13 protein-coding genes are annotated in these 22,179 nt (G+C 33.5%); 6 read left to right on the top strand and 7 right to left on the bottom strand.

What is annotated here, in order from left to right; all coding sequences use genetic code 11:
- Nucleotides 1-386: 386 nt before the first annotated feature.
- From Q0772_RS03325 to panC, 7 genes are all read right to left on the bottom strand, one after another.
- A complete protein-coding gene (locus Q0772_RS03325) occupies nucleotides 387-5,480 on the bottom strand; it encodes a LamG-like jellyroll fold domain-containing protein (RefSeq protein ID WP_298340344.1) in 5,094 nt (1,697 codons plus the stop codon).
- Between the two features lie 283 nt (nucleotides 5,481-5,763).
- Nucleotides 5,764-6,435 carry a hypothetical protein gene (locus Q0772_RS03330; RefSeq protein ID WP_298340346.1) on the bottom strand — a complete coding sequence of 224 codons (672 nt, stop codon included), beginning with the start codon at nucleotides 6,433-6,435 and terminating at the stop codon, nucleotides 5,764-5,766.
- A 1-nt stretch (nucleotide 6,436) separates the two neighbouring features.
- Nucleotides 6,437-7,795 carry a DNA repair protein RadA gene (radA, locus tag Q0772_RS03335; protein WP_298340348.1) on the bottom strand — a complete coding sequence of 453 codons (1,359 nt, stop codon included), beginning with the start codon at nucleotides 7,793-7,795 and terminating at the stop codon, nucleotides 6,437-6,439.
- Nucleotides 7,795-8,946 (bottom strand): alpha/beta hydrolase-fold protein, encoded by a 1,152-nt coding sequence (locus Q0772_RS03340; protein WP_298340350.1) that lies wholly within the window; start codon nucleotides 8,944-8,946, stop codon nucleotides 7,795-7,797. The genes radA and Q0772_RS03340 overlap by 1 nt, the downstream gene beginning before the upstream one ends.
- Nucleotides 8,947-9,034: 88 nt before the next feature.
- Nucleotides 9,035-10,003 carry a lysylphosphatidylglycerol synthase transmembrane domain-containing protein gene (locus tag Q0772_RS03345; RefSeq protein WP_298340352.1) on the bottom strand — a complete coding sequence of 323 codons (969 nt, stop codon included), beginning with the start codon at nucleotides 10,001-10,003 and terminating at the stop codon, nucleotides 9,035-9,037.
- Between the two features lie 4 nt (nucleotides 10,004-10,007).
- Nucleotides 10,008-10,358: an aspartate 1-decarboxylase gene (gene panD / locus Q0772_RS03350; RefSeq protein WP_298340354.1), complete on the bottom strand. Its 351-nt coding sequence runs from the start codon at nucleotides 10,356-10,358 to the stop codon at nucleotides 10,008-10,010.
- A 13-nt stretch (nucleotides 10,359-10,371) separates the two neighbouring features.
- On the bottom strand, nucleotides 10,372-11,223 hold the full coding sequence (gene panC, locus Q0772_RS03355; RefSeq protein ID WP_298340356.1) for a pantoate--beta-alanine ligase: 852 nt from the start codon (nucleotides 11,221-11,223) through the stop codon (nucleotides 10,372-10,374).
- Between the two features lie 156 nt (nucleotides 11,224-11,379).
- On the opposite strand from panC, the gene Q0772_RS03360 reads away from it, so the two are divergent.
- From Q0772_RS03360 to atpD, 6 genes are all read left to right on the top strand, one after another.
- Nucleotides 11,380-12,189 carry a glycogen/starch synthase gene (locus Q0772_RS03360; protein WP_298340358.1) on the top strand — a complete coding sequence of 270 codons (810 nt, stop codon included), beginning with the start codon at nucleotides 11,380-11,382 and terminating at the stop codon, nucleotides 12,187-12,189.
- Nucleotides 12,190-12,213: 24 nt separating this feature from the next.
- Nucleotides 12,214-13,794 (top strand): DUF4270 domain-containing protein, encoded by a 1,581-nt coding sequence (locus Q0772_RS03365; protein WP_298340360.1) that lies wholly within the window; start codon nucleotides 12,214-12,216, stop codon nucleotides 13,792-13,794.
- A 159-nt stretch (nucleotides 13,795-13,953) separates the two neighbouring features.
- Nucleotides 13,954-15,807 (top strand): glutamine--fructose-6-phosphate transaminase (isomerizing), encoded by a 1,854-nt coding sequence (glmS, locus tag Q0772_RS03370; RefSeq protein WP_298340362.1) that lies wholly within the window; start codon nucleotides 13,954-13,956, stop codon nucleotides 15,805-15,807.
- 212 nt (nucleotides 15,808-16,019) lie between these two features.
- Complete coding sequence (locus Q0772_RS03375; RefSeq protein WP_298340364.1) at nucleotides 16,020-18,773, top strand: TonB-dependent receptor; 2,754 nt, start codon at nucleotides 16,020-16,022, stop codon at nucleotides 18,771-18,773.
- A gap of 11 nt (nucleotides 18,774-18,784) precedes the next feature.
- Nucleotides 18,785-20,455, top strand: a complete 1,671-nt coding sequence (locus Q0772_RS03380) for a G-D-S-L family lipolytic protein (protein ID WP_298340366.1) — start codon at nucleotides 18,785-18,787, stop codon at nucleotides 20,453-20,455.
- 168 nt (nucleotides 20,456-20,623) lie between these two features.
- Entirely contained in the window at nucleotides 20,624-22,132 is a 1,509-nt protein-coding gene (gene atpD, locus Q0772_RS03385; RefSeq protein WP_298340368.1) for a F0F1 ATP synthase subunit beta, read from the top strand.
- The last annotated feature ends 47 nt before the right edge of the window (nucleotides 22,133-22,179 follow it).

Consider the following 22,179-nt stretch of genomic DNA (forward strand, 5'->3'; position numbering starts at 1 on the left):
AACCTGAAGGGAAGAAATATTTATACAGTTAAATAGTTAATTATGTCAAAATAATCTAACTATAATAAATACATAAATTAGCTAAAATATTATATTTTTGCCAATATTGTAGTATGTTGTCTGCCACATTTGGTAAGTCAAGTCCTTTATATTCAGGAAATTTCATCTGATAATTTTTATTTTATTATAATAAGACAGATGTAAACTTTGGTGACAAATCGGTGCTAAACACAATCTTCTCTAAACCAAAGTTTTAGCGCTCATTTACTCTTATTTCTTATAAGTTCGCGAATTTAATGAATTATCCTTAAAACATTAATTTTAAAACCAAAAAAAAGACTACTTAAAATCAGTAGTCTTTTTCTAATTTTATTCTTTCTTATTATTTATTTCACGATAATCTTTTTAGTTAACACCTCATTGGTTTCTGTTCGCATAGAAACTATGTAAGCTCCTGTAGATATATTGTTGAACTGTATTCCATTTTCTAACTCTTCTCTTGACACATCTGTTAATTCCTTAACTGCCTGACCTCTCATATTCACTAAAGAAAATTTGATTACATCACTATTGAGTTTCTTTACATAAAACGTATTGTTCGTGTTCTTGAAATACATGAAGTTTTCTTTTGCTGTTGCAATATCTGTACTTAATGTTTGCGCTTCACTCTGGAAAACAATCTCAAACCTTCCATTGAATATTCCTTGTTCTGCTGTAAAACTATAAGCCAAATCCTGAGTTAAATCAAAATAGGTTTGTGTAAGATTGTCTCGTAGGTAAATCTCCTGATCTGATTCTACGTTCTCCATATCTGTAATTCTTATTTCAAAACTATTATCACCTGATGATCTGAAGTTTAATGGTATAACTTTATCTGATGTAATAACTGAATAAGCCTGCATGTTCATGTTCTGCCCTTCCAAATCTAAATTCAAATCATTATTACTAGTCTCTGTGTTTTTAGCATCATATCCATAATCAAATCCATCGGTTGTATAATCACTAAAACCTAATAACAACTCTCTTGTGGTCTGGGGTCCTGTAACTGAATTTAGCTCCAAACGTATCTTTTGCATACTATCTGAACCCGATTCCTTTCCTGATTTTGAATTTGATGTTTTTGTTTTTTCTTTTGTTGACTTTGAAAAAGTTGATCCATTACCATAAGTCCCATCTGCATCTGATTCCTTGATGAATATACGCTGGCTGTTATTAAACTCTACTTGTCCATCTGCGATAATCTCTGCAATAAATCCTTGACCTACTGGCATGTATCTTGTTGGAACAATAGTACCGTCTTGATTACCATTGTGAGCCCCATAAAAACTCACAAATTGATACGCTCGTGTGGATCCTAGTTTATTTACTTGGGCATAACCGCCTTCGTACTCACTAAGGTTATGTGAATTACCGCCCCATTGTTGCCATAACTGTAAAGTACCATCTATAACTCCTACATTGTCATCTATAAACTTGTGAATATCTATAGCAGAGGCATAAGGATTACCTAGTAAGTATTCTGTTTTTGTGTGGTTAGCCACTGAACCTGGACCGCCTACATCTTCTACATCTACTAGAATAGTACCGTTGTTGGGCTTGCCCTCAAATATGTATTGCTGTTCGGTGCCTCCTGAACCTGTTCCTTTTTGGGTATAGCCTACGCCTGGGCTTAATGGCGTACTTGGGGATACCCATGCCCAATCCCAATATGTTTTTCCATTGACAAACTTATACAACCAATAAGTACTAATGCTACCGCTACCTGTATAATTTGAGGTAAACATACAGGTTGAGCCTGAACCATCCTTGAGCATATCTAAGCTAAAGGCCGAATTGTTAGCGTTATTGGTTGCCGCATTGTTATCTGTTAAACTCGTTGCGCCAGTGCTTCCAACAGGTGATGACCAATAATTATAACGGTATGGACTCGATGTCCCTTCCTGACGTCTTAATATTTTTCCGTCTCCAGAGGTTACTAAATCACTTGTCTCTGTTTGGATTAATTGACAATCATCCTCTAAATCTAATGTGCCATTTAACTCCAAGTACCAATCGTTATTCACTACAGTGTCACTGTGAATTCGCAAACTAGTGCCAGAATCTATAATCAAACCTGACGTACCTATTGAATGGCAAGCACTTATATCATTAGATATTTTTATGATGCTCCATGCTTTATTATTTGATGTATTTTCAATATCCCAAACATCGCCATGTAACCAAGTACTTTCGCTTGTCCAGTTACCATTATTTGAGGTAACATATGGCATTGGCGCCGTTTGATCTTGAATCGTACTAATATAATTTATATACAACCAATTATCATGACCAGAATAATCTGATGTTCTTCCTACAACAATATCAGTCATAGGGTAATATGCTAATAAATTCGACCAGTTTACTGTTGAATGAGTTGAAAAATCTTTTATATCTTTTGGAATAACTTTCCCTCGTAGAGTTCCACCATTATTCTCAATCTCCTGATAAACCATCTGCTGTACCTGACCTTCGGTTAGGGAAACATCAAATACTCTAACCTCGTCTATGTTACCGCTAAAATATTGAATCGTTGGAGTAACATCTCTTGATAAGCGACCTACTTCAAAATTCCCATTCCACAAACTCGCATCGGCTTCTATAGTTTGACCTATTAATGATGGGTCTGTTAATGTAGCTTTTAACTCACCATCTACATAAATATTTTGGGTTCCTGTTGCACTAGAAAAAGTTCCAGCTACGTGATGCCACTCTTCATCAATAATGCTTATACCATTTAGTACACTTGTAGCTCCGGATGTTGTTCTGACACCAAATGCAAGTATATTTCCATGCTTACGATATAATCGGCATGAAACATCCTCACCAACTATAGTTCTATCGGTTATACCTGATAATGAGCTCAATTTTACCCAAGCCATTATACTAACTTCGCTTAACCCTTGTAGTAAAGGTGTACCACTCAAGTAATCATCTATACCATCAAAATCTATGGCTGCATAAGTTGGTGGATTAATATCAAATAAATCTCGGTAATCTAAATCGCCTCCTAATGTTAAATCAAAATCAGCATCAGGCAAAATTGATAAATCTGTAGGGTCTTCTATATCTTCATTAACATCTAAAACAGGATCATTAACATTTGTTGTTTCAAAAACATCATTTAATCCATCATTATCTGTATCAATACCTGCTGTAGTGTTTGCCATTCCGTTTTCTTCAATATCTGGTATTCCGTCGTTATCAGAATCGCTATCAAACATATCGATTAAACTATCACCATCAGTATCAACAGGCGTAATTCCAGTACCATAATTAGTATAAATCCCTGTTACAGGATCAATACTACCTATAGGCAATAAATATCCTAGAGTAGTTTGTGCCTCTACATTATCTGGTATTCCATCGTTATCACTATCAATATCTAATGAATTTAAGTCTCCATCTCTGTCGCTGTCACAAACAGAATCAACGCCTAACTGTGTTAGTCGTAAAGCTGTGCTTGCAATAGATCCTGTGGTGCCAAAAATTAAATCGATATGAGAAAAGATATCAAATTCTAAATATAGCCAATGTGCGGTATCGCTATTAAATGAACCTCCTTCATCTGTCCAATTAGTTGTATCTCCAGCCAAAGTTGGGTCTAGTCTGTATAGTGTATATCCTGCAGGATCTGGGCCATTTACAAATCCTCCTTGTTGTAATTCAGTTGTTGATGCAAGGTATGGTATTATTGTGCCTGTAGCCGTTGAAGGATTAAAACCATTTATCTCAGTGTAATCAGAACCTGAATCACTATCGTTATCTCTAAGCTGTAATATTAAATCGTATAGTACAGCAACCTCTCCTACAGGATTGGAGGGAGTTGCTGTTCCAGAATATACCAAATCTAGAGAATAGCTTACATAAGTATCGTTAACAGGATTTGTAACAGACATATTCAAATTCCCATTACATTGTACTTGAAATACACCATTAATACTTTGAATAGTGAGTACAATATCATAATATGTCCCTTGATAAAACAAAGCGTTTGAATACAAAACTTTTTCTCCAACAAGAACATCGTTTAAATTTGTAGCTGTTAATAATGAAGGTGTATTAAAATTAATAGCAGCTGAACACTCATAGGTATCAATAATGCCATCATTATCATCATCTTCGTCACAAATATCTGAAATACCATCTCCATCAAAATCAGGATTACCAGAAGCCACAGCATCACAAGGATATGTTACTGTTAATGTTGCAGACCTTACTTCTCTGAAACACAATAATTCGTCGTAAGTTATAACAACAAAATACTCATTACCATCTAATCCAGTAACATCACTAATATTTAATCGATCACTGTTTATACCATTGTAAAGACCAGAAAGTGATAACGCTACACCTCCAGCATCAGGATCTCCCAAATACCATTGATAATTTGAATTAAAGGAGGAAAAAAATGAAGAAAATCCACTATAAATTGGGTTGCCAGTACCATCAAAATTTTGTGTTTGATATGCCTCTACACCCACTCTAAAGCTTACACCTTCTCCTTCATCTGCAGATTGATTTATAGGATCAACCACATCAATTCTAGTAGCCTCAACTTCATTAGCAGTGACTCCATTATATCCACCACTACTTCCAGTTACTCGACCATTAACATCAAAGCCTGTACCGTCTAATATCCCATCTCCATTCACATCAACACCACCAGATTCAATTACATCATTACAACCATCATTATCACTATCTAGATCTAAGTAGTTTGGTATACCATCTCGATCCGTGTCAATATCGCATATTGTTTCATCAAATGTAATACCTATAGTATCAAGGTCAACTTGTATAACGCCAGCATCATAAAAAACAAACCTTATATAATATATGGTATTTTGATTTAGGGTGTAACCATCTAAAACATTGAAATCATTGTATCTGTAAGATGTTGTATCTGTATCCGGAGTAGTGCCATCATCTAAAACTGTGTAAGTTGCAAAAGTTGCATCAGTTGAAATTATTACACCCATTTTTAAAGTAGATGGTTCAAATCTGTCTATTACTTTTTTATCTAAGTGTAAAGTAGCATCTAAAGTTCCTAATTGAAATTCCAAGTAGTCATTAGCAGATAGCGCTGTAGCAAACGTAGTTTCATCAGCTCCAGTAAACCTATAATCAAAAGCCCATGACGTATCAACAAGCCCAGATCCAAAATTGGTTGTAGTATATGGAGTTGTATTCGCAGAGTCATATAAGGATGTTGAAAGTAAATGATAATCTCTACCATAATTCCAAGCCAAACGATAATTTTCGTCATCCCTCAGGTAAAAACTACATCCTGCGCCTTCTTCAGTATCTAAAATACCATCATTATCATCATCAAGGTCTGTAGCGTCAACTATTAAATCTCCATCAGAATCTTGAGCATTTATCGAGTAAGTAAACAAACATAGACTAACAATAAACACTTTTAAAAGTGGTTTCGTTTTCATAATTAACATTGTAGATTTGGGCAAATCAAAATTAATTTATTGCTAAATATTTAAATATGCGCATGTTAAAACCGATTGTTATTTTAAAAAAATCAATTCAAAGTCTTAGCACACCTTAAAAATGCTTTGAGGGAGGGGGATTAATCAAGTAATCCTGTAGTTACACAGAAATTTAATACAATAGTAGTTCAAAAAATCGACAAAAACAATAAAAAATCAGATTAAAAGTTATTTTTTTACGACAAAGTGATTATTTCGTATAAATATTTTTATGAATTAAAATTCATTCTTTTTCAATTTCACCACAAAAATCATTATAATAGTAGACAATTTCAGGAATAGTAGTTCTATTAAAATTACCCGAATCTGATTTATTTTTTATACCATCACAATCGTGAAAATATTTCTTAAGCTTTTTTTTGAAATTAGAAAAGATAGCTTCAAAATTTAAACCAGTAGTTAAGCTTAAAACTTTGTCGGCTCCTTTTCGCTTTAAATAATAAAATGTTTCTTCTACTTTATGATTATTTATTGGAAACCCTGTTTTGGAATTTAAACCTGAAGTTACCCAATAGCTTTCAATTTTGATATAAAGATTAACAGCTCCTTCCTCTACTAACTGTAATAATTGTGGATATGATTTTTTACTAAACTTAACATATAAGAAAGTAACATCATCAAATTCATAATGGAAAGTAACCCCTTTTATCATCAAATCAGTCCAAACGTCTGCTTTTCCTTCTTTCGATGCTTTAAACTTAACTTTATACTTTTCACTTGATATTGCTACAAAACCAACAAGTTTACCATACCCTTTAATTGAGGTACCGTCTAGAAAATGAATAGTTGCCTTTTCATAACCATCAAAAAACTCAACCTTTTTACTACAAGGAATTGCATTACCTAAATTGAATGCTAAAGTATACAAGAATAGTATTAAAATTTGTTTTTTCACGCTAAACGATAAGGTCTACTAAATCCTCAATTTTAGAAATTAATTGAACTTTAATAACTGTATTTTTAAGTGATATTTTATTATATTTAGATACAAAAATAGTTGAAAATCCTAGTTTTTCAGCTTCTAAAATACGTTGCTCAACACGTTGCACAGGTCTAATCTCACCAGAAAGTCCAACCTCAGCAGCAAAACAAAAATCACGCTGTAATGCTTCATCTTCATTAGAAGATAAAATAGCAGCTATAACTGCCAAGTCTATAGCAGGATCGTCAACAGTTATGCCTCCTGTTATATTTAGAAACACATCTTTTGCTCCTAGACGGAAACCAGCACGTTTTTCTAAAACAGCCAGTAGCATATTTAAACGTTTTGCATTAAATCCAGTAGCGCTTCGTTGAGGAGTACCATAAACCGCTGTACTTACCAAAGCCTGCACCTCAATCATTAAAGGGCGCATACCCTCTAAAGTTGCTGCAATGGCATTTCCTGAAAGTTCTTCATCTTTTTTAGAAATTAAAATTTCTGATGGGTTAGACACTTCTCGGAGTCCAGAACCTTGCATTTCGTATATTCCTAATTCGTTTGTAGAGCCAAAACGGTTTTTATGAGCTCTTAAAATTCTGAATACATGATTCCTATCCCCTTCAAACTGTAAAACAGTATCTACCATGTGTTCTAAAATTTTTGGACCAGCAATGTTACCATCTTTTGTAATATGTCCAATTAAAAGTACAGGTGTTGCTGTTTCTTTAGCAAACTTTATAAGCTCTGTTGTACATTCTTTTATCTGTGAAATGCTTCCAGATGAAGATTCAATATAATCGCTGTGCAAAGTCTGTATGGAGTCAATAATTACAATGTCTGGTTCTAAAGACTCAATCTGTTTAAAGATATTTTGGGTTTTAGTTTCAGTTAAAATATAGCAGTTACTATTTTCTGGATTAATACGTTCTGCTCGCATTTTTATTTGCTTTTGACTTTCTTCACCAGAAACATAGAGTGTTTTGTATGGCAACTTTAATGAAATTTGAAGTAGCAATGTGCTTTTACCAATTCCTGGCTCCCCTCCCAATAGAGTTAATGATCCTGGTACAATACCACCTCCTAAAACACGATTAAGCTCCGTATCAAAGGTGTTTAACCTAGGTTCTTTTGAAGTATCAATATCATTAATTTGTAAAGGAATTGATGCTTTTTTTGTTTTAGATGTTGAAGTTTTCCAGTCGTTCTTTTCTGGCTTCTGGATAAGCTCTTCAACTATAGTATTCCATTCTTTACAGGCATTACATTGACCTTGCCATTTAGCATATTGCGTGCCACAGTTTTGACAAAAAAAAGTAGTTTTTACTTTAGCCATTAATATCCAAAATCTTCTTTGATTAACTCTGCTTTTTCTAAAACTTCATCCTTTGTAATACCAGCTATTTCATCTAAAGTGTAAGCAGATTGATAAGTGCGCATTGCCTTTTTAGTTTCTCCTGTTTCTTCATAAAATCGCCCTAAATAATAACCTCCCAAAAGTGTTTCTGGGTAAGCTTTTCTTGCCATTTTACCAAGTTCTTCATAATACTCATAAAACTCATTTTTTTCAATAGCTGCAGATATGGCTTTAAAATCATTAATTAATACCTTCTTATCAATACCAAATAAATCAGAAATGGATTGATATTTTTCTTGCAGATAAAGTACTGGTGATATTTCTAATTCTAGGACAACATCTTTATACTCTTTTCTTGAAATAGGCTGAAATACTTTAAAAATGCTTTCCAAAGCACTTGGTATAGCATGAGTTGGTAAGGAGTAATGTGATGCGCTTTCAAAACTATCAAAATTATACACTAAATTTTCATTTTCAATTGCTGAAATATCAGTATTTAAAGCCTCTGTCATTCTTTTTATAGATTTAGCATCATTTTTGGTGTTTGCCAAATAGTAAAATGTTTTAGATTGTGTTTTACCCATAACTTCAGGAAGATAATCTATCATTTGTGGTGCCAATTCTGGACTAATACTAATATAAGCTTGAAATAAGGGTTGAGGCTTTAATAGATAATAGTTTATAAAATTAGCTGTCTCTCCATGTCCTACAGCTATTCTAAAATTTCCTCCTCGGTATGTTTTTTCTATATAAGGCATAAGCTCCATTCCTATAAACTCAAAAAAGGCGGCACCAGTTTCAATAGGCAACGAGTTTTGCTCAGAATACATACAATCATCAAAACGCTTGTCTATTTGATTAACTCCTACTACAATAGATTCGGGCATATCTTCCCAATAGGAATAATAATCAACATTCCCCGCAACAGCTTCAAACATATAATCACCATCTAAGACTATAAATATAGGATAGGTTTTATCTTCTTCATTATTATACCCTCTAGGTAATTGTATTTTTAATTCACGTTCTTCACCTAACTTGGAAGATTGAATAGTTTCATATTTTACTTGGGCTTCTGTAGTTTTAATAACTAGACAAAAAAACAAAAAGAAAATGACTGTTTTTTTCATTTTTAGAATGATTTGAGATTTACCAAGGGCAAGGTAAGAAATATAAGGTTTAGATTAAAAAAGGAAAAATTATAAGTTAAAAAAACACTTAGTCGTTTTTTGAAACTTTATTTCTGTTATAAATGGGTAAATAAATTAATGAAAGCCCTCCAAAAATAATAATCATTAATGTTTGAGATGCCCACATAATCCATCCAAATGCAATACTTGGATCTTCAGGAATACCAAAAATTGAAAATGCCGCGTAAATAGCCAAAGGATAAGATCCAATACCTCCATTTGTAGCGGCTATACTAAAACTTGCTGATATAAAACCTATTAAGATAGCTCCTATAGATATACCTCCTAATTCTGAAATAGAAAAAGAGGTTACATAAAACATTAGTACATACATAGACCATATAAACAAGGTATGAAAAATGTAAGCCCATTTCTTTTTCATTTTGAAAATACTTAAAGCCCCTTCTATTAATCCACTAACAAAGTTTCTTATTTTCAATGCAATCTTTAAATCACTTTTCCTAATAAATCTAAAAAACAGAATCATCATAATTACACCTCCAGTAAGAGCAATTATAATTTTTGTTGGGTTGAACTTTTCAATTAAAAAGCCATAAATAAAATCAAATTGAAGAAAAAGCGTTATTCCAATAATTCCAAACATAACGATTAAATCTGCAATACGTTCTGCTACTATAGTACCAAAGGCTTTTTGAAAAGGAACGCCTTCATAATTTGTTAGGATAGATGCTCTGGCTACCTCGCCAGCTCTGGGTATGGTATAATTAATTAAATAGGTAGCAAAAACTGCCATTACGCTATTTCCAAAACGCACATTGTATCCCATTGGCTCCAGCTGATAACGCCAGCGATACGCTCTAGACAAATGACTCAAAAAACCTAGAAACATACCCAATACTATCCAGGTATAGTCAGCATTTTTAGCATACTCAAGTAGTTCATCAATCGAAACCTTTGATAATGAATACCAAACCAAAAAAACTCCCAACAATAATGGGAGTGATATTTTTAATATGTTTTTTAATTTTTTACTCAAAAGTCTATTTCAATAAATTGGTTGCTTCATCTGGGAATACTAATGAAGGTTTAAACACTTTAGCATCCTCAATATCCATAAAAGCATACGTAATTAAAATTAGTGTATCGCCAACAGATACTTTTCTTGCAGCTGCTCCATTTAAGGTGATTTCACCACTTTTTCGTGGACCAGGAATACAATATGTTTCAAGGCGTTCACCATTGTCATTATTTACAATTTGAACTTTCTCTCCCTGTATGATGTTGGCAGCATTCATTAGGTCCTCATCAATAGTTATACTACCAATATAGTTAAGTTCTGCACCTGTGCATTTAACTCTGTGAATCTTAGATTTTACTACTTGAATTTGCATGCGGCAAAGATAATTAATTTAATGCGATATTATCAATAAGTCTAATATCGTCTGCATATACTGCTATAAAAGCTCGATATGTTTTCTTGTTTGATTTTCGTTTAATTGGTTTTAAGGTTTCAGTGTCTGCTATAAGAAAGTATTCTAACTTCAACAAACCATGGTTAGCAAACTGTTTTTCAACCCATTCCGATACTTTACTAGCACTTTTTGTGCCAAATTTTTCTTTGGCAATTTTTAAAGTTTTATATATAAAAGGTGCTGCCGCTTTGTACTTAGGTTTTAGTCGCGTATTACGAGAACTCATAGCTAAACCATTAGTTTCACGGTGAATTTTACATCCTACAATTTTTACAGGAATGTTGTGTTTTTCAACAAGTTTTTTGATAATGGTTAATTGCTGAAAATCCTTTTCTCCAAAGTAAGCTTTATGTGGTTTTACAATGTCAAAAAAACGTTTTACAATCGTTCCAACACCATCAAAATGCCCAGTTCTAAACTTGCCTTCCATTTCAAACTCTAACCCATCAAAATCGAATGATTGAGACACTGTTTTACCTTCATAAATATCATTTACAGTTGGTGCGTAAACTATAATATCTGTTTTACTTACTGTTTTGAGTAACTCAACATCGTTCTCCAAAGTTCTTGGGTATTTCACTAAGTCTTCTTCGTTATCAAACTGCGTAGGGTTTACAAAAACACTTACCACAACCTTGTCATTTTCATTTAAAGCCCGCTTTACTAGTTGTAAATGCCCCTGATGTAATGCACCCATAGTTGGCACCATTCCAACAGTAAAATCATCAGCTTTTAAATGACTGATGGTTTTAGCTATATCTTCTTTTCTTGAGTAAACCTTCACTTTTTAATAAAAAATTAACGCGTGCAAACTTAATATTTTACAGTCAATTAGCATAAAATTTTGTACTTTTGCGTGTTTTTTATTTTCAATTTTAATTGAAAGAAAACATGAATTGCTATTAACATAGTATTATTTTAAGTCAACAAAATCAAATATATGAAAGATAAGAGGATATTGTACGTATCATCTGAAGTGGTGCCTTATTTACCAGAAACTGAAATTTCATCAGCTTCTTTTGAAGCACCTAGATTAGTAAACCAGCAAGGTGGACAAATACGAATCTTCATGCCCCGATACGGCAATATTAATGAAAGAAGACATCAGTTACATGAAGTTATAAGACTTTCTGGAATCAATTTAGTTGTAAATGACTTAGATATGCCACTTATTATTAAAGTAGCTTCAATTCCGAAAGAACGTATCCAGGTCTATTTTATTGATAATGATGAGTACTTTAAAAGAAAAGCAACTTTAACTGATGAGGACGGCAACCTGTTTTCTGATAATGATGAACGTGCCATTTTCTTTGCAAAAGGTGTTATTGAAACTGTAAAGAAATTAAACTGGGCTCCAGATATTATCCATGTACATGGTTGGTTAGCATCATTACTACCTTTATACTTAAAAGAATACTATAAAGATGAACCTTTATTTAATGAGAGTAAAATAGTTACATCTATATACAATCAAAGCTTTGAAGACACGTTAAACAAAGACATGATCAACAAAGTTAAGTTTGATAATATTAGTGAAGATGCTATTAAGCCATTAGAAACACCTTCATTCAACAACTTAATGAAAGTTGCTATTGACTATTCCGACGCTTTAATTGTTGGATCTGAAAACATTCCAGATGATTTAGATTCTTATTTAAAAGCATCAGACAAACCTATTTTAGAATTCAAAAGTAAAGATGAATTTGGTGAAGCTTATACTACTTTTTTTAACGAAACTGTTTTAAGTTAAACCTAAAAGTTCATTATATTTCATATGAAAAATATTTTTAAAGCCCTTAAATTTCCCTTTGTTTCACTTCTTATTTTGTTATCTTTTATTGCTTGCGATAAGGATTTTAATGTTATAGAAAGTGAAGTCCTTGGAGAAGAGAACGCTAACTTTTTTACAGATTCCATGATATTACCCATAGTTGCTCATAATAAGAAAGTTGAAGCTGTCCAAATAAATAATTTAGCGTCAAATCTTTTAGGTGTTTTTAATGATCCTGCATATGGTAGAACTACAGCAAGTATAATTTCTCAATTAACTCCAACTACTTTTGGCCCAAGTATTTTTGGAACAAATCCAGTACTTGACTCTGTAGCTTATAGCATTCCTTATTTTAGTAGATTAACTGAGGTTGATGTAACTACTGAAACATCTAAATATGCGATAGATTCTGTATATGGAAATCCAAGTAAACCTTTTAAATTAACTATTTATCAAAACAACTATTACTTAAGAGATTTCGACCCCAATGGAGACGTTAATAATACTCAAAACTATTTCTCAAAATCAACAGATATTACTAATCCAAATCATAATTTTGCTTTGGACGGAACTCAAACAATCGACTTTGACAACCATTTAGGAGAAAAATTAATTGAGACAACATTAACCCCAGGCTCTGAACAAGTAACATTGCTTCCACCCGGATTCAGATTGTTAGTAAAAGATGATTTAGAAAGTATTGCATTTTGGAAAAGTACTATTTTAGATAAAAGAGAAGACGCTGTTCTGGCTAATGCAAATAGCTTCAGGAATTATTTTAGAGGTTTATATCTTAAAGCAGAAGCCATTGGTGATGATGGTAATATGATTTTATTAGATTTAGAATCTGCAAATATTACTTTGTATTTTACCAAAGGTGCTAGTGATGCCAGAATACAAGGTGAATATGTTCTAAATTTTAGCGGAAATATCCTCAACTCTTTCATAAACGATTACAATATAACATTAGAAGACGGTGATCAAAATTTAGGAGATCAAAAACTATATCTCAAAGGCACCGAAGGATCAATGGCTGTGGTTAATTTATTTCCAACTCCCGAGGATTTACAAAACTTTAAAGATCAGTTTCTTGATGCGGACGGAAATCAAGTAAGGCTTATCAATGAAGCATTACTAATTATTCGTGAAGATGAATCGGTTGAAACCAACGGAAATCCTGATTTTCATAATTCAGATCGAATTTTCGCTTATGATATAAAAAATAATACAACCACAATTGATTATGATATTGACCCTATTGAAAGCAATGAAGCATTAAACTCTAAAACCCTTAGTTTAGGAAACAGAGATACGTCTGGAAGGTATAAAATTAGACTTACAGAACATCTTAATAGTATCTTACAACAAGATTCTACTAATTTCAAGATTGGATTAGTATTATCTACAAATGTTAACTACACTTCAATATCTGAAACTTTGAACTCAGGAAATTCTGATATTAATGGTGTGCCAGCAGCAGCAGTTATATCTCCTAGAGGAACTGTTTTATATGGTAGTAATGATAATGTTCCAGAGAGTAATAGACTACAGCTAAAAATATTTTTTACAGAAACTAGAAAATAGCACTTGTCTTGTACCGATTTAATAAACAAAATTACTATAAACCTATGATAAAGTGAGTTTTATCGTGTAAATCATTTAATTCGTATAATAATTAACTATCATAAGTAATTATTTTACATATTTGCTACGAATTTTAAAATAACCCCAAAATTAAGAATTATGTGTGGAATTGTTGGATATATAGGACCAAGAGAAGCCTACCCAATTATAATAGAAGGTCTTAAACGTCTAGAATATAGAGGATATGATAGTGCTGGAATTGCATTATTTGATGGCTCTGATCTTAAGGTATCAAAAACTAAGGGTAAAGTAGCTGACTTAGAGGAACGCTCTGAAAAAGAAATTTCAAAAAATGGAAATGTTGGTATCGGGCACACGCGTTGGGCAACTCATGGAGTCCCAAATGATATTAATTCACACCCACATCTTTCTAACTCAGGAGAGTTAGTTATTATTCATAATGGAATAATAGAAAATTATGAAACTCTTAAACAAGAACTGATTTCTAGAGGATATACTTTTAAATCGGATACTGATACAGAAGTATTGATTAACTTAATAGAAGACGTTAAAAAACAAGAAAATGTAAAACTTGGCAAAGCTGTTCAAATAGCTTTAAATCAAGTTATTGGTGCATATGCTATTGCTGTATTTGACAAAAACAAACCTGAGGAAGTTGTAGTTGCACGCTTAGGAAGTCCGTTAGCCATAGGTATTGGTGAGAATGAAGATGAATTTTTTATAGCAAGTGACGCTTCGCCTTTCTTAGAATATACTAAAAACGCAGTATATCTTGAAGACGAAGAAATGGCTGTGATAAGATTTCACAAAGGCATAAAAATTAGAAAAATTCATGATGACTCTTTAGTAGACACATATGTTCAAGAACTACAAATTAACTTAGAACAAATTGAAAAAGGAGGTTACGACCATTTCATGTTAAAAGAAATTCATGAGCAGCCTAAAGCTATTACAGATACTTACAGAGGAAGATTATTAAGGAATGAAGCTATTATTAAGATGGCAGGTGTTGAGGACAATATGAAGAAATTCCTTAATGCAAACCGTATTATAATTGTAGCCTGTGGCACTTCGTGGCATGCAGGATTAGTTGCTGAATATATTTTTGAAGATTTAGCAAGAATACCTGTTGAAGTTGAGTATGCTTCTGAATTTAGATATCGTAATCCCGTTATCAGAGAGGATGATATACTTATAGCTATTTCTCAGTCAGGAGAAACAGCAGATACATTAGCCGCTATTAAATTGGCCAAATCCAAGGGCGCATTTGTATTTGGTGTATGTAACGTAGTAGGATCATCTATCGCTAGAGAATCTGATGCAGGAGCTTATACCCATGCGGGTCCAGAAATTGGAGTAGCCTCAACCAAAGCATTTACAACACAAATTACTGTTTTAACACTAATGGCTTTGAGACTTGCAAGGGCTAAAGGAACTATTAGTAGTTCTGATTTCCGTCAGCATCTCCTAGAATTAGAAATGATACCTAAAAAGGTTGAAAAAGCTTTAGAATCAGATGAAAACATAAAAGTTATATCTGACGTTTATAAAGATGTTAGTAATTTCTTATACTTAGGAAGGGGTTATAATTTTCCTGTAGCACTTGAAGGGGCTCTTAAGCTTAAAGAAATTTCATATATACATGCTGAAGGCTATCCTGCTGCAGAAATGAAACATGGACCAATAGCACTTATTGATGAAAATATGCCCATAGTAGTTATTGCTACAAAAAAAGGACACTACGAAAAAGTAGTCAGTAATATTCAAGAGATTAAATCTAGAAAAGGCAAAATTATTGGAATCGTTACTGAAGGTGATGAGCAAGTTAAAGCACTAGCAGATCACGTAATAGAAGTACCTGAAACACTAGAATCACTTTCTCCACTTCTAACAACAATCCCCCTACAGCTATTATCATATCATATTGCAGTCATGTTAGACAAAAACGTTGACCAACCAAGAAATTTAGCTAAATCTGTTACTGTAGAATAGTTAACATATCTTATCAATAAGAGAATTGCCAAGTTTAAAAAAAACTCGGCAATTCTTATTTTTAACCCCTATTTATTTTTTATTTCACAATAAATTAGCATGTTTTTTGTTAAAAAAATACTATGCATGCATAATTTTTTATATTTTTAGCGACTAGCATAGTATTATTTTTTATGCTATCTTGTTATAAAACTTAAACTAAAAATTATTAAATGAAGACAATTCTCCCCTATTTAGTGCTTTTCCTTTGTGGGATTTCTTTCTCACAAACGACAATTACAGGTTCAGTCGTCGATAATAACAGCCAACCCATACCTGGGGCGAATGTTATAATTTTAGGAACTTCTACCGGAACCGTTACCGATTTTGATGGTAACTTTACACTAACAACTAATCTAAGCCCTCCTTTTACGCTTCAAGCTAGTAGCATTGCTTTTGAAACAATTACTGAGGAAGTTACATCTAATAATCAAAAAATTATTTTTGTTTTAAAAGAAGGTACCTCTCTGGATGAAGTAGTTATTTCTGCCTCCAGAACTCCAGAACGTATTTTTGAATCTCCAGTAACTGTGGAGCGATTTGGTTTAAAACAAATAAAAAATACCGCATCAGCTGATTTCTATGACGGATTAGAAAACCTCAAAGGTGTTGATGTAAACACTAATAGTTTAACCTTTAAATCGGTTAATACAAGGGGGTTTGCTACTTTTGCCAACAACAGGTTTATGCAGTTAGTAGATGGTATGGATAATTCTACGCCAGCACTAAACTTCCCTATTGGAAATTTGGTAGGTATGACTGAAACCGATGTATTAAGCGTTGAGTTACTCCCAGGTGCATCTTCAGCACTTTACGGAGCTAATGCCTTTAATGGTATCCTATTCATGCGAAGTAAAAATCCTTTTGACCATCAAGGTATCAGTGCGTCTTTTAAAAGAGGGATAACTTCTCAAGAATCAGCTGGAGACAATCCTTACACAGATGTAAGTTTCAGAGCTGCATATAAATTTAGTGAAAAAGTTGCTGCTAAAATTAATTTTGGTTATTTGAAAGGTACGGATTGGGCTGCAACAAGCGAAATTGATAAAATAAATCCAAATAGAACAAGAGCTGACCTTGATTATGATGGTATTAATGTATATGGCGATGAAGTTGCTGCAAACATAAGAGCACTTGCTCCAAATAGTATCAAAGGAATAATTCCTGATGTTACAATTAGTAGAACAGGTTATAATGAAAGATATTTGACTAATTACAATGCTGAAAGTATAAAAACTGACTGGGGTGTCTATTATCGCCCATGGGAAAATGACTTTGAAATTCAATATGTTGGAAAAGTAGGAACAGGTTCAACTATTTATCAAGGAACCAATCGCTATAATATTGCAAACTTCTTTCAACAACAGCATAAATTAGAATTTAAAAACGATAATTTCTTTTTAAGAGGTTATGTTGTTTCTGATAAAGCTGGCGACTCATACGATATGGTTTTTACTGGTATAAATATCAATAGAGCATGGAAGAGCGATGAAGATTGGTTTGGACAATACATTGAAACTTATGCAGGAGCTACTCTTACAGGAGCTACTGAGGCGCAAGCCCATGCAGCAGCAAGAGCACAAGCTGAATCAGGACGTTTTTTACCAGGAACTCCACAATTTCAGGCTGCTTTTGATAGAAGCATTAATGATCCTGATTTAAGTACGGGTTCGAAATTTCAAGATGCATCAAAATACTACCATTCTGATGCTAATTATAATTTTAGCCACCTCATAGATTGGGCTGAAATTCAAGTAGGTGGTTCCTACAGGCAATATAGTCTTAATTCTTCTGGTACAATATACACAGATCTAGATGGCCCCATAGATTATTCTGAATTTGGTATTTACACTCAAGTTCAGAAAAATTTAGAGTTAAATGAAAATCTTGAATTAAAGCTAACTGGTTCTATTCGTTACGATAAGTCTGAATTTTTCGACGGTTTTTATTCTCCAAGAATTTCTGCAGGTTTAACGGTTAATGAAAATCATAATATTAGAGCTTCAGTACAAACTGGCTTTAGAAATCCAACAACACAAGATTTATTTATTGGTCTTGACGCCGGTAGAGCCATACTAGTTGGTTCAGCTCCTGATAATTTAGATAGATATGTTAGAACATTTCCTGTAAGTAACGAAGGGCAGGCTTCAGGCCAAGGAGCATCAGTTACTCAAACAGGACGTGTAGCTTATGAGAACTCTTATACTTTCAGTTCTGTTGAGAGATACCTAAGATCTAATAATGCAGACGACCTAGTCGTTTCAAATCCAGACATAATAAAGCCAGAACAAGTATCATCAGCTGAAGTGGGATATCGTGGTAAATTCAAAAATTTAATTGTTGATTTTAGCGCCTATTACAACAAGTACAAAGATTTTATCTCACAAGAGGTAGTTAGATCACCTTTCTATGGTATTGCTGGTGATGGCACATTATCGGTAGATGCTATTGATAATGATGATTATCAAGAATACAGTACATATACTAACTCACAAGCTGATGTTAATTCTTATGGTGCTTCCATTGGTATATCTACAAAGGTTTTTGGGAATTTTGATTTAAATGGAAGTTACACCTATGCAAAGCTAGATTTTGATAGAGTTAAATTTCCAGATTTTACAACTAACTTCAATACCCCTGAGCACAAGTTTAAAGCGTCGTTTGGAAACACTGAATTATTTAAAAACTTTGGTTTTAATATAGCTTATAGATTTAGCGATGACTATTTTTGGGAAGCAACATTTGGTAATGGTTTAGTACCAGAATATCATGTAGTTGATGCTCAAATAAACTTAAGAGTCCCAAGTTTCAAATCTACATTTAAAGCAGGAGCTACAAATCTTTTAGGAGATGAATACTTTACCGCTTTTGGTACTGGGTTTATTGGCTCAATGTATTATGTATCATGGACAATCAATAATCTATAAAAGAAATTAAAATGAAAAATATAAAATATATATTACTATTATTTGGTCTCATTGCTTTTATAGCATGTAATGAACCTGAAGATGTATTAAAAGACACGAATATAGAACCTGAACCTGAAATCATATTACCGCAATTGGTAACTGGATCAGTCGATTTCTCAACATACGTTGCAGTAGGAAACTCATTAACTGCTGGATTTTCAGACAATGCTTTATTTAAAGCTACGCAAGAGAATTCTATGCCTAATATATTATCTCAGAAGTTTGCACTTCTAGGCGGTGGTAGTTTTACGCAGCCATTAATGAATGATAATATTGGTGGACTTATTCTCGGAGGTAATATTATAGTCAATCCTTTAACAGGGAATCAACTATTCAAACCTAGGCTAGTAACCACTGGTGGTGCTCCTCAAGATTTATCTGATGTTATTGGGCCAGTAACACCTACTACTGACTTTGCATTAAATAATCCAACCGGACCATTCAATAACATAGGGGTTCCGGGGGCAAGAAGCTTTCATATGATTGCTCCTGGCTATGGGAATATAGCAAACTTCCCAGCTGCAGCAAACCCTTATTTTATAAGAATGACAGGTAATACTCCAAATGCAAGTATGTTAGAATTAGCAATGGCTCAATCACCTACTTTCTTCTCTCTTTGGGCTGGCTACAATGATGTTTTAGGTTACGCGACTTCTGGTGGTGATGGATCTAGCCCTATTACAGATAAACCAACTTTTGATTTTTCTATTTCTACTTTAATAACAACTTTAACTTCTGGTGGAGCTAAAGGTGTTGTAGCTAACATCCCTTATGTAACTGATATAGCACATTTCACAACTGTACCTTATAACCCTTTGGACCCTACAAACCCAGATTTCGGCTCACAAATTCCAACTTTAAATGGTATTTTTAGTCAACTCAATCAAGTTTTTGCTTTTTTAGAAAGTCAAGGAGTTCCAAATGCTACAGATAGAAGTATTGTATTTTCTCAAACTGCTGCAAGCGCAGTAATTATTAAAGACGAAACTTTAATAGATTTATCTGCACAAATAGCAGGTGTTTTCAATGCTAGCCCAACATTCCCTGCTTTTGTTGAATCTTTTGGATTGCCAGCACAAGCAGCTCCTATTGTAGCAAATCTTTTAGGCGCAGTGTATGGACAAGCTAGACAAGCTACACCTAATGATCTATTCGTATTACCTAGTCTATCAACAATTGGTAACGTAAATGAAGGGCAATCTGCTTTTTTACAATCTCAAGGTCTAACTAGAGCTTTAGCTGAACAATTTTCAGTTGAAGGCATATCTCTACCATTAGAAGATAAATGGGTTTTACTACCTAGTGAACAAGCAGAAATTAAAGCAGCAACAGATGAGTTTAATGATACAATTGAAACCGCAGCTAATAGTACTGGACTAGCCTTTGTAGACGCCAATGCTTTATTAACAAGATTGGCAACTACTGGTATTGCTTCTGATAATTTTATTTTAACTTCTAATTTAGTAACTGGTGGAACCTTTTCATTAGATGGTGTTCATTTAACTTCTAGAGGTTATGCCCTAGCTGCAAATGAATTCATGAAAGCAATTGATGCTGCATACGGCACCAATTTTGAAGCTTCAGGGAATTTGGTAGATATAGGAACGTATCCTACAAACTATTCACCTTTACTACCATAAAAAGATTTAAATAATCACTCCAAAAACACCTTCAATATGAAGGTGTTTTTTTATTAAAAAAAAGCTTAGCAAAACGACTTTCATTTTAAATTAAAAAATATATCTTTGCAGCGCGAAATCAAAACGTATTTCGCTCAATTAAGTCGCATAATATTAAACAAATAAGTAATGTCTAAAGTTACAGGTAAAGTTGCACAAATTGTAGGACCAGTTATCGATGTTGAATTCGCTGCTGGATCAGAACTTCCAAAAATTTACGATTCATTAGAAATTAACAGACCAGATGGTTCTATTTTAGTACTAGAAGTACAATCTCATATTGGAGAAGATACTGTACGTACTATTGCAATGGATTCATCAGATGGTTTAAGTAGAGGTACAGAAGTTGCTGCTACTGGCGCTCCTATACAAATGCCAATTGGTGATGATGTTTACGGACGCTTATTTAATGTAATTGGAGATGCTATTGATGGTCTTGGAGATTTACCTAAAGCTGGAGAAGCAGGTTTACCAATTCACCGTCAGGCACCAAAATTTGAAGATTTATCGACGTCTACTGAAGTTTTATTTACAGGTATTAAAGTAATCGATTTGATTGAGCCTTATGCAAAAGGTGGTAAAATTGGTTTATTTGGTGGTGCTGGTGTAGGTAAAACAGTATTAATTCAAGAGTTGATTAACAATATAGCAAAAGGTCACGGTGGTTTATCAGTATTTGCTGGTGTAGGTGAAAGAACTCGTGAAGGAAATGACCTTTTAAGAGAGATGTTAGAATCTGGTATTATCCGTTACGGAGATGACTTCATGCATTCTATGGAAGAAGGCGGATGGGATTTATCTAAAGTTGATAAATCTAAAATGAAAGAATCAAAAGCAACTTTTGTATTCGGACAAATGAATGAACCTCCTGGAGCACGTGCACGTGTTGCATTATCAGGTTTAACAATTGCTGAGTATTTCCGTGATGGTGCTGGTGAAGGACAAGGGAAAGATGTACTTTTCTTCGTAGATAACATTTTCCGTTTTACACAAGCTGGATCTGAGGTATCTGCACTACTTGGTCGTATGCCTTCTGCGGTAGGTTATCAACCAACATTAGCAACAGAGATGGGTGCAATGCAAGAGCGTATTACTTCAACTAAAAGAGGTTCTATTACATCTGTACAAGCGGTTTACGTACCTGCGGATGATTTAACGGATCCTGCTCCTGCAACAACCTTTGCTCACTTAGATGCTACAACTGTATTATCTCGTAAAATTGCTGAGTTAGGTATTTATCCTGCAGTAGATCCACTAGATTCTACTTCAAGAATTCTAACTGCTGATATTTTAGGTGCAGATCATTACGATTGTGCGCAACGCGTAAAAGAGCTTTTACAACGCTACAAAGAATTACAAGATATTATTGCTATCCTTGGTATGGAAGAATTATCTGAGGAAGATAAAATGGCTGTAGGTAGAGCAAGACGTGTACAACGTTTCTTATCTCAACCATTCCATGTTGCCGAACAGTTTACAGGTATACCAGGAGTATTAGTAGATATTAAAGAAACTATTAAAGGTTTTAATATGATTATGGATGGTGAATTAGATCACTTACCAGAAGCAGCATTTAACCTTAAAGGAACTATTGAAGAGGCTATAGAGGCAGGAGAGAAAATGTTAGCTGAAGCTTAAATTGGTTACTAGTTATTAGTTTAGGGTTATCAAAAAAACACCAATAA

Source organism: uncultured Algibacter sp. (genome assembly GCF_947490405.1).
Lineage (GTDB): Bacteria > Bacteroidota > Bacteroidia > Flavobacteriales > Flavobacteriaceae > Algibacter_B.